Consider the following 10000-nt stretch of genomic DNA (forward strand, 5'->3'; position numbering starts at 1 on the left):
GGGGTCGTTGACGATGCTCGCCGACACGTGATCGACACGGCCCGGAGGCCAGGCCCTAGAACGGGTGCCAGCGGGTTTCCGTGTCCCCTTCGCGCAGCGAGGTGACGCGGCGGCGGAACTCGGCCAGCGCCTTCGGGTCGGCCGGCGCGTGCTGGGACACCCAGGCGCAGCTCGCCGTCTCGCGGGCGCCGCGCAGCACCCGGCAGCCCTCCCACTCCCGTACGTCCCACCCGTACGCGGACACGAACGCCTCGTAGGAGTCGGCGGGCAGCCCGTACCGGTCGCGGGCCAGGGCCATCACCACCAGGTCGTGCTCCCGCAGGTCGGTCGAGACGGTCTCCAGGTCCACCAGGACGGGTCCGTCGGGTCCCACGTGGACGTTCCGGGTCAGGGCGTCACCGTGGATCGGGCCGGGCGCCAAGTGGGGAGTGAGGGCGGCGACTTCGCCGGCGTAGGCGTCGCGGCGGGCCCGCAGGTACGCGGCGTCCTGCGGGTCGACGGAGTCGCCGGCCAGCCGCAGCCAGCGTTCGACGCCGCCCAGGAGCTCGCGAGGGGGCAGGGGGAACGGCGGTGCCGGCAGGGCGTGGAAGAGCCGCAGCAGCCCCGCCAGGTCCTCCGGTCCGGCAGGTCGGACCGCGTCCGGGAGCCGGTGCCACAGGGTCACGGGGTGTCCGGAGACGAGCCGGGGCTCCGCTTCGGCGGCGGTGACGGCCGGGATCCCGGCCTGCTCCAGCCAGTGGGCGACGGCCAGTTCGTGCGCGGCCCGTCCGACCAGCGCCGGATCCGCGCGGCCCACCTTCATCACCAGGTCCCCGGCGGTGAAGACCGCGTTCTCGCCCAGCGCCACCAGGGCGGCGCCGGTATCCAGGCCCACCGCCTCCAGTACGTTCCTGGCCTGCGCCTCGTCCATCTCGTTCTCCGGGTCCGGACCGTCGTGAATCCGCCCAGTCTCGCATCCCGCGCGAAGTCCCCGGACCCGTGGACCGACGCGTCCCCCCACACGTCGGCCCACGGCAAGGCCCTGCGCCGCAACGCGGTGCCAGGCCCGGAGGAGCGACCCCCGTTCGCTGAAATGAAGTTATCTAAATTTGGAGAACCGATCAAGTGGTCCACTCGTTAGAGTTGGTGCACCTGCCGAGCCAGCCCAGGAGAGCCCATGCCGGTTCGTCACGTCGACGGACACCTGCTCCGCAAAGTACGCCGCGCCGCCGACCTGACCCAGGGCGAGGTCGCGGACCGGGTCGGGGTCTCCGTCCCGGCCGTCGTCGGCTGGGAGAGCGGCAAGTCCCTGCCGGACGGCGAGAAGCTCCCGGCCCTGGCGCAGGCGCTCGGCGCGGACCTGGACGAGTTGTTCCCCCGTCTCCTGCCTCCGGACCTGGCCGACCTCCGCTGTGACGCCGGGTATTCCCAGTACCAGACGGCGGCCATCACCGGCACGCGCAGCGCCGGCCCGGTGGCCAACGCCGAACGGGGCAGACGGCGCCTCTCGGAGAAGTTCCTGCCGCTCCTCGCGCAGGCGTACGGCGTGAGCGTCGAGGCGCTGCTCGCCGCGGAGGAACGCTCCTTCGCCCCCGCGCCGCCGGACGCCGCCGGCGCTCCCGTCCGGGTGTCCCGGCCGGAGCCGGAGCCGGAGCCGGGTGCCGGGGCGGGGGAGCGACGGGCCGGTCTGCCCGGCACCCTGTCGGAGAAGCTCGCCCACCTCCTGGCGGAGACCTACACGGCGCCGCACCCCAGCGACGCCGTGATCGCGGCGCGCGGCAACGCGAAGGCCGGGAGCGCGGTGCTGAGCGAGGACCTCGTCCGCGGACTGCGGACGGGCGAGGTGGAGGCGGCCTCCGAGGAGGTCCTCGACGCGCTCGCCGCGGCGCTGGCCGTGCCGCCGCTCTTCTTCCGGAGCGACGACGCCGAGGTGCACCGGATCATCAGCGGCATGCGGTTGGTGCGCGGTGGCCTCGCGGGCATCGCGGCCCGCGGCGGGGACGACGGACTGCCCGCCGAACTGCTGGACTTCATCGGCGGCGTCGTCGACGGCATGCGCCCGAGGTGATGGTCCCGGTAGCCGGTCGGTCGGTGCGCTGACGGACCCGGTCGCCGGCCGGTCGGTGAGCTGACGGCCCCGCCGCCGGTCGGGCCCGTCGGCGGCGGTCCCGGCTATGCGATGGAGTCCTCCAGCACCTCTTCCGCGACCGCGGGATCGGCCTCGGCGTACGCCTCGCCGACGCGCAGCAGCCACGGCACCTCGTCCGTGAAGAAGTCCTCCCCGGCGGCGGGGAACTCGGCCGGTACGCCGGGCTCGCGGACCGGGTCCCGCATGTTCAGGCGCGCGGACAAAATCCAGTACGCCTGCGCGACGGCCTCCGCGTCCCGGCCCTCGTGCCCCTCGCTCTCGGCGAGTTCGAGCGACACCTGGTACAGGTCGTCCGGGGCCCGGCGCCGCATGGCGTGGATGACGTCGCGGATCTCCGTGACGTACCGGCCCAGCCGCACCTGGGGGGACGCGTCGTGCGCGAACAGGTCGCGCAGGGTGTTGAGGCGGTCGGCGAGCGGCCGCCCGGGCAGCAGTCGGCTCGGCGCGCGGCGCACCAGGTCCGGGGCGGTCAGCGCCAGGTCCCGCCACAGCGGGTGGAGTTCCGCCAGCATCCGGTACGCCCGCACCCGGTTGACGGCCGCCTGGCTGGCCGGGGCGATGACCCCCAGGGTCCAGCACAGGAAGGACGTGTACAGCAGCACGTCGGTGGCGGTCTCCTGAAGGTCGGCGACGGCCGCCGGGACCGGGTGGAAGGCGACGACGACGGCGTACGCGGCCCGGACCGCCGCGTACAGCGCGCCCGCCGCCATGCCGAACGCCATCACCGCGAGCCCGGTCCGCAGCGTCCGGCGGGCGGCCCCGCGGGCGGCGCCCGCCCACTGGTAGCCGCACAGGCCGATGACGGCCCCGCTGTAGCCGTAGAAGAGGGGCATGTAGACGGCCAGGCCCGCCTCCCCGGCGTGCCGGGCCATGAACTGCGAGCCCTCCGGTACCGGACCGCGGTCCAGGACCAGCAGGAAGACCGCCGCCATGACGGCGATGACCACCACGGCCCCGGTGACGGCGTGGCGCTGGACCGCCACCGTGACGCGCGCCCGCCGGGAGGACGATCCCTCGCCCGCGGCCCCGCGGTAGACGGCGGCGACGTAGCGCAGGAGTACGCACATGCCCGCCACGACGAAGCAGTGCTTGAGCAGCGTGGACAGGTCGTCCACCCCGAGGCCGTCGACCAGGTGGCGGCCCAGGTCGGTGCGCAGCAGCCAGGCGCAGGCGAGTACGGCGAAGGCCCCCCACAGGGAGCGTTCGCTCGTGCGGCCGCGCAGGGCGGAGGGGATCCGCCAGAGGGCCTGCACGAGGAGGAGCAGCACGATCGCGTAGGTCAAGACGTCAGACAAGTCCACTCCTGGCCGGTCGGGAGAAGGGGCGGGAGAGGGTGTCGTCGAGGCCGCGCAGGGTGCCGTCCTCGATCCGGTCGGAGGCGAAGGCCTCCTCGTGGAGCAGGTCGGCGATCATCTCGGCGCGCCGCTCCACGTGGGTGTCGTAGCGGTGGCGGGCCATGAACGGGCCCGCCTCGGTCAGGCGGGCCGTCAGTTCCGGTGAGAGTTCGGGCAGGAGGGCGGCGGCCTGACCGGGTTGTGTCGTCGGGTCGTCGCACCACAGGTGGGCGAGCTCGTGGAAGACGACCCGCTGCCGGTGGTATCCCGAGATGCTCTCCGGGATGAAGATCAGGTCCAGGAGCAGTCGCTCGTGGTGGACCCACAGCCCGCAGACGTCGCTCTGCCCGAGCAGGCTGTCCGGGGCGGTCACCAGCTCGATGCGGCGCCCGCGTTCCGCCTCGATGGCGGAGATCAGCGAGGCCGTGCTGAAGGGGTGGGGCAGCGGCATGGAGCGGACCGCGCGGCGGGCCTCCCTGCGGACGGCCCGGTTGCGGACCGGGGCGGGCGAGCTGTTCCCGGTCCGGTCCGATCGACGTCCGAACGTTCCTCGCGGCACCTCGCGGCACCTCCCCGCATTCTCCCCGGACGCCCCGGAACCGACCCCGCCGCCATCGGGCGGAAGTTCGAAATCCTAGGCCAGTGTGCGCGATCGGGCGCACTCGGGGACGGGTCGGTGGACGCGGGCGCTCCGGATTCGCCGTCGCCATACGGTTGCACGAGACGTCTCGTCTCGTTAAGCTCCTGCCATGACCTCAGCCAAGCCCGCACACATCGCCATGTTCTCCATCGCCGCCGCCGGCCACGTGAACCCGAGCATCGAAGTGATCCGGGAACTCGTCGCCCGGGGCCACCGCGTCAGCTACGCCATCCCCGCCCAGTACGCCGACAGGATCGCGGAAACCGGCGCCACCCCGGTGATCTGGAACTCCACCCTCCCCACCGAGGAGGAGCCCGAGGCCTGGGGCACCGAACTCATCGACAACATCGAGCCCTTCCTGAACGACGCCGTCCAGGCCCTGCCGCAGCTCGCCGCCGCCTTCGAGGGGGACGAACCCGATCTCGTCCTCCACGACATCACCTCCTACCCGGCGATCGTCCTCGCCCGCCGGTGGGGCGTCCCCTGCGTCTCCCTCTCCCCGAACCTGGTCGCCTGGACCGGCTACGAGGAGGAGGTCGCCGAGCCGATGACCGCCGCACTGCGCGCCACCGAACGCGGCCGGGCCTACTACGCCCGCTTCCGCTCCTGGCTCGACGAGAACGGCATCGCGGACGACCCCGACCCCTTCGTCGGCCGCCCCCGCCGCAGCATCGTCCTCATCCCGCGCGCCCTCCAGCCGCACGCCGACCGCGTCGACACCACCGTGCACACCTTCGTCGGGGCCTGCCAGGGCGACCGCAGCGCCACCCAGGGCACCTGGACCCGCCCGCCCGCCGCCGAGGGCAAGAAGGTCCTCCTGGTCTCGCTGGGCTCCACCTTCACCAAGCAGCCCGCGTTCTACCGGGCCTGCCTCGACGCGTTCGCCGAACTCCCCGACTGGCACGTCGTCCTGCAGATCGGCAAGTTCACCGACGAAGCCGAACTCGGCCCCGTCCCCGCCAACGCGGAGGTCCACCGCTGGGTCCCCCAGCTCGACATCCTCCGCCGGGCCGACGCCTTCATCACCCACGCCGGCGCCGGCGGCAGCCAGGAAGGCCTCGCCACCGGCACCCCGATGGTCGCCGTCCCCCAGGCCGTCGACCAGTTCGGCAACGCCGACATGCTCGCCTCCCTCGGCGTCGCCCGCCACCTCCCCATGGATGAGGCCGACGCCACGACCCTGCGGGAGGCCGTCCTCGGCCTCCTCGCCGACCCCGAGGTCACCGCCCGCGCCGAAGCCGTCCGTGCCGAGATGGCCGCCGAGGGCGGCACCCGCCGGGCCGCCGACCTCATCGAAGCGGAACTGCCGTAGCCGGGCCGCCCCGGCGCGACGGGCGTACCCGAACTGTCGTACCCGGCCGCGGCGCCAGGCCCTAGGGTGCCGCCATGACGAACAGGACGGCCAATCCGAACAACCCGAACACCCCCCGGAAGTACGCGGCACTGCTGCGCGGCATCAACGTGGGCGGCAGCAGGAAGGTCCCCATGGCGCAGCTGCGCCCGCTCATCGAGGCACTCGGCCACGGCGACGTGCGGACCTACCTGCAGAGCGGCAACGCCGTCTTCACCAGCACCCGGCAGGACCCCGACGGGCTCGCCCGCGAACTGGAGGCGGCCATCGAGGCCCACTTCGGCTTCCGGGTGGCCTGCCTGGTCGTGGATGGGGACCACCTGAAGGCCGTCGCCGACGCCTGCCCCTTCCCCGCCGCCGAACTGGAGGGCAAGCAGCTCCACGCCACCTTCTTCTCCGAACAGCCCGCCGAGGACCGCTTCCGGTCCGTGGACCCGGCCGCCCACCTCCCCGAGGAGTACCGGATCGGCGACCGCGTCGTGTACCTCCACACCCCCGACGGCCTGGGCCGCTCGAAACTGGCCGAGGCCCTCGCCAGGCCCGCCGTCGTCAAGGGCCTCGACGTGACCACCCGCAACTGGAACACGGTCGTCAAACTCGTCGAGCTGACCCGCCCCTGACGACCGCTCCCGCGACCCGCCCGCCCTACGGGGCCAACGCGTCGAGCAGCGCCAGCTCCCGCGGCTCCAACCGGATCGCCCCGGCCGCCAGGTTCTCCGCCAGGTGCGCCGGCGAACCGGTGCCCGGGGTCGGGCACAGCACCGGCGAGTGGTGCAGCAGCCAGGCCAACGCGACCTGCCCCGGACCCGCGCCGTGCGCGGCGGCCACCGCCGTCACCGCCGCCGCGCTCTCCCGGGTCAGGCTTCCGCTGCCCAGCGGGTAGTACGGCAGGAAGGCGATCCCGTGCGCCTCGCACAGCGCCAGCACCTCGGCCGACGAACGGTCCAGCAGGTTGTACGGGTTCTGCACCGCGGCGACCGGTGACAACTCCAGCGCCGACCGCAGCTGTTCGGCGGAAACGGTGTTCAACCCGACGTGCCGGATCTTGCCCTCCGCCCGCAACCGCTCCAACGCGCCCAGCTGTTCGGCCATCGGCACCGACGGATCGAAACGGTGCAACTGGTAGAGGTCGATCCGCTCCACCCGCAGCCGCCGCAGGCTCGCCTCGCACATCTCCCGCAACCGCTCCGGACGCCCCGCCACGTGCCACCGGTCCGGGCCGGTACGGACCACCCCGCCCTTGGTCGCGATCACGAGCCGCTCCCCGTACGGGTACAGCGCCTCGGCGATCAGTTCCTCGGCCAGCGCCGGACCGTAGTTGTCGGCCGTGTCGATCAGGGTGACCCCCGCCTCCACCGCCGCCCGCAGCACCGCGTGCGCCTCGGCCCGCCCGCCCCGAGGCCCCCAGTAGCCGGACCCGACCAGACCACCCGTGCCGAGCCCCAGACGCCGTACCGGCAGCTCCCCGCCCATATCGAACACCGTGTCCACCATGGCCCGACGGTATCCCGGGACACCCGGTGTGCCAGGCTCTGGGCATGCGTTACATCATCATCGGCGCCGGGGCGATCGGCGCGACCATCGGCGGACGTCTCGCCGGAGCCGGCCTCGACACCGTCCTCGTCGCACGAGGAGCCCACGCCGAGGCGCTGCGCGCGGACGGGCTGCGCCTCACCACCGCCGACGGGACGCGACAGCACCGGCTGCCCGTCGTCACCGCGCCCGAGGAACTCGGCGCCCTGCGCCCCGACGACGTCTTGCTGCTGACGGTCAAGACCCAGGACGCCATCGCCGCGCTGGACGCGTGGGGGGACGCCGAGGTCGAGGGCGGCGGCACCGCGGCCCAGCGCCTGCCGTTGCTGTGCGCGCAGAACGGCGTCGAGAGCGAACGCCTCGCCCTGCGGCGCTTCGCGCGCGTGTACGGCGTCTGCGTGTGGCTGCCCGCGACCTTCCTGGAGCCGGGCGTCGTCTCCGCGCTGTGCGCCCCGCTCACCGGGATCCTGCACCTCGGGAAGGCGGCCGGCGGCGCCGACCGGCGGATCCGGGACATCGCCGCCGACCTGGCCGGAGCCGGCTTCGGGGCACCCGTCGTCGAGGACGTGATGCGCTGGAAGTACGCGAAGCTGCTCGGCAACCTGGGCAACGCCATCCAGGCGACCACCGGACCCGACCCGGACCCGGCGAAGGCGGCGCTGATGCTGCGCGCCGTCCGCGAGGCGAAGGCGGCCTTCGAGGCCGCGGGCATCGACCACGCCTCCGAGGCCGAGCAATCGGCCGCCCGGGACGGGAAGGTCGAACAGCCCGCCGGTGTGCGGGGCGGGTCGTCCTGGCAGAGCCTGGCCCGGCGGACGGGTTCGGTGGAGGCCGACTACCTCAACGGGGAGATCTCGCTGCTGGGCCACCTGCACGGGGTGCCGACCCCGGTCAACGACGTGCTGCGGCACGCGGCGAACATCTTCGCCCGGGAGTCCCTGCCGCCGGGCGCCATGTCCGTGGAGGACCTGACCGCCCTGGCCGACGAGGCCGCGGCCCGCGGCTGACCCCGCGGAAGCCGGAAGGCCCTACGGCCCGAAGCCCCGAGGGGGCGGGCGATCCCGTCAGGCCGTCAGCGCGTCGCGGGCGGCCGGCGCGGTCCGGGACGACACGGCCGAGTCGAAGCGGCGCAGCAGCAGGCGGGCCAGCTCCGGGGCCGCGCCCAGGACCTCGGCCACCACATCGGCGCCGGCCTCGGCCGCGCCCGCGACGATGCGGTCCGGGAGGCGGCCCGGCGCGATGACGTACGGGGCCACCGCGATCCGGCGGACCCCTTCGGCGCGCAGGGCCCGTACGGCGTCCTCCGTACGGGGGAGAACAGCGGAGGCGAACGCAGGCCGCACGGCGCACCAACCGGTGTGCCGCCACTCCCGCGCGATTTCAGCGATCACTGCGATCGCCTCCGGGTCCGAGGATCCGGCGGACGCCAACACCACACCGGTGGTGGCGCGGTCCGCCGGGGTGAGGCCGAGACCGGCCTCGGCGAGGCGGCGTTCCAGCGCCGCGACGAGGAGCGGGGACGGCCCGAGGACGTCCGCGACGCGGACCGACAGGCCCGGGAGACGGGTCGTCGCCTCGGCCAGCACGGCCGGGATGTCGGCCTTCGCGTGGAAGGCCCGCGTCAGGAACAGCGGCAGCGCCACGACCTCCCGTACGCCGGACAGGTACAGCGAGGCCAGGGCCTGCGAGACGGTCGGGCCGTTGAAGTCCAGGAAGGACGTCTCCACCCGCAGTCCGGGCCGCAGCTCCCGTGCCCGCCCGACGAGGGCGTGCACGGTCGCCGCGTGCCGCGGGTCGCGGCTGCCGTGGGCGATGACCAGAAGTGCGCGGGACATGGGACTCAGCTCTTGACCAGCAGGCCGCGGCTGCGGAGCACGTAGCGCTCGATCGGACTGAAGATGAGGAGGTCGATGGCGATGCCGACCACCAGGATCAGGATGATCGCGAGGAACACGCCCGGCAGGTCGATGTTGTTGCGACCGTTCTCCAGCAACTGACCGAGGCCGAGGCCGAGGTCGGGGGAGCTGGCGATGATCTCGGCGGCCATCAGGGAGCGCCACGAGAAGGCCCAGCCCTGCTTCAGACCGGCCAGGTAGCCGGGCAGCGCCGCGGGCATCACGATGTGGCGGGCGCCGCGCAGGCCGGTGGCGCCCAGGGTCCGGCCGGCCCGCAGGAACAGCGGCGGGACCTGGTCGATCCCGGAGACGAGGCCGTTGGCGATGGACGGGACGGCGCCGAGCAGGATCACCGTGTACATCATGGCGTCGTTCAGGCCGAACCAGAGCACGGCCGGCGGCACCCAGGCCACCGACGGAAGGGACTGCAGGCCCTGGAGGATCGGTCCGATCGCGGCGCGGACGAACTTCACCCGGGCGACGAGCAGGCCGAGCGGGGTGCCGATGGCCAGGGCCAGCAGGAAGCCGAGCAGACCGCGCGACACGCTGGTCCAGATGACCTCCAGCAGTGTGCCCTTCACCCACATGTCGGACAGGCTGTCCCAGACCGCGGACAGGGCCGGGAGCTTCGTCTCGTCGGTGACCTCCGTCGCGACGAGGATCTGCCAGACCACCAGCACGAGGCCGACGGCCAACAGCGGGGGCAGGACCTTCTGGAGGAGGACCTCACGGACCGGCGTACGGCGGATCTGGACCGCGTCGAGGGCGTCGAGGCCCGCTTCCAGGCCGGCCAGGTCGTCGCCCTTCCGCCGGGCGGAGGCCTCGGAGGTGGTGTCAGTGCTGGCCATGGCGGCGGATCTCCCCACGCAGGTGTTCAGTGATCTCAAGGGACAGCTCGGCGACGTCCGCGTCCTCGATGCGGCGCGGCTGCGGGATGCCCACGGTCCATTCCTTCGCGACCCGTCCGGGGCGGGAGGAGAGGAGCACGACGCGCTGGGCGAGCCGGACGGCTTCGCGGACGTTGTGCGTGACGAACAGGACGGACAGGTTCGTCTCTTCCCAGATGCGGGTGAGTTCGCCGTGCAGGACGTCGCGGGTGATGGCGTCGAGGGCGGCGAA

10 protein-coding genes and 1 pseudogene are annotated in these 10000 nt (G+C 73.5%); 4 read left to right on the forward strand and 7 right to left on the reverse strand.

The annotated features are described in order from the left end of the window. Positions 1–55: 55 nt before the first annotated feature. Positions 56–910, reverse strand: a complete 855-nt coding sequence (locus NOD94_RS28060; protein ID WP_281208916.1) for an aminoglycoside phosphotransferase family protein — start codon at positions 908–910, stop codon at positions 56–58. Positions 911–1156: 246 nt separating this feature from the next. Here NOD94_RS28060 and NOD94_RS28065 point away from each other — a divergent pair, with 246 nt between their 5' ends. After that, positions 1157–2047 (forward strand): helix-turn-helix transcriptional regulator, encoded by an 891-nt coding sequence (locus tag NOD94_RS28065; RefSeq protein ID WP_281208917.1) that lies wholly within the window; start codon positions 1157–1159, stop codon positions 2045–2047. 104 nt (positions 2048–2151) lie between these two features. Here the strand turns inward: NOD94_RS28065 and NOD94_RS28070 are convergent, their stop codons facing one another. Beyond that, complete coding sequence (locus NOD94_RS28070) at positions 2152–3423, reverse strand: MAB_1171c family putative transporter (RefSeq protein WP_281208918.1); 1272 nt, start codon at positions 3421–3423, stop codon at positions 2152–2154. Further along, entirely contained in the window at positions 3416–4021 is a 606-nt protein-coding gene (locus NOD94_RS28075; protein WP_281208919.1) for a hypothetical protein, read from the reverse strand. The genes NOD94_RS28070 and NOD94_RS28075 overlap by 8 nt, the downstream gene beginning before the upstream one ends. A 190-nt stretch (positions 4022–4211) precedes the next feature. Here NOD94_RS28075 and mgt point away from each other — a divergent pair, with 190 nt between their 5' ends. After that, positions 4212–5414 carry a macrolide-inactivating glycosyltransferase gene (gene mgt, locus NOD94_RS28080; RefSeq protein WP_281208920.1) on the forward strand — a complete coding sequence of 401 codons (1203 nt, stop codon included), beginning with the start codon at positions 4212–4214 and terminating at the stop codon, positions 5412–5414. 74 nt (positions 5415–5488) lie between these two features. Beyond that, positions 5489–6073, forward strand: coding sequence for a DUF1697 domain-containing protein (locus NOD94_RS28085; protein WP_281208921.1), 585 nt, complete (start codon positions 5489–5491; stop codon positions 6071–6073). 25 nt (positions 6074–6098) lie between these two features. Here NOD94_RS28085 and NOD94_RS28090 read toward each other — a convergent pair whose 3' ends face one another. Further along, positions 6099–6947, reverse strand: a complete 849-nt coding sequence (locus tag NOD94_RS28090) for an aldo/keto reductase (protein WP_281208922.1) — start codon at positions 6945–6947, stop codon at positions 6099–6101. A 44-nt stretch (positions 6948–6991) separates the two neighbouring features. On the opposite strand from NOD94_RS28090, the gene NOD94_RS28095 reads away from it, so the two are divergent. Beyond that, positions 6992–7993: a 2-dehydropantoate 2-reductase N-terminal domain-containing protein gene (locus NOD94_RS28095; protein WP_281208923.1), complete on the forward strand. Its 1002-nt coding sequence runs from the start codon at positions 6992–6994 to the stop codon at positions 7991–7993. Positions 7994–8050: 57 nt separating this feature from the next. Here NOD94_RS28095 and NOD94_RS28100 read toward each other — a convergent pair whose 3' ends face one another. The 3 genes and pseudogenes from NOD94_RS28100 to NOD94_RS28110 all read right to left on the reverse strand — a co-directional run. Next, complete coding sequence (locus tag NOD94_RS28100; RefSeq protein WP_281208924.1) at positions 8051–8821, reverse strand: sirohydrochlorin chelatase; 771 nt, start codon at positions 8819–8821, stop codon at positions 8051–8053. Between the two features lie 5 nt (positions 8822–8826). Beyond that, positions 8827–9729 carry an ABC transporter permease gene (locus tag NOD94_RS28105; RefSeq protein ID WP_281208925.1) on the reverse strand — a complete coding sequence of 301 codons (903 nt, stop codon included), beginning with the start codon at positions 9727–9729 and terminating at the stop codon, positions 8827–8829. After that, positions 9716–10000: pseudogene (locus tag NOD94_RS28110) on the reverse strand (ABC transporter ATP-binding protein); the annotation flags it as partial. The gene NOD94_RS28105 and the pseudogene NOD94_RS28110, both read right to left, overlap by 14 nt.

The sequence above is a fragment of the Streptomyces sp. Isolate_45 genome (assembly GCF_024721315.2).
Classification (GTDB): domain Bacteria; phylum Actinomycetota; class Actinomycetes; order Streptomycetales; family Streptomycetaceae; genus Streptomyces.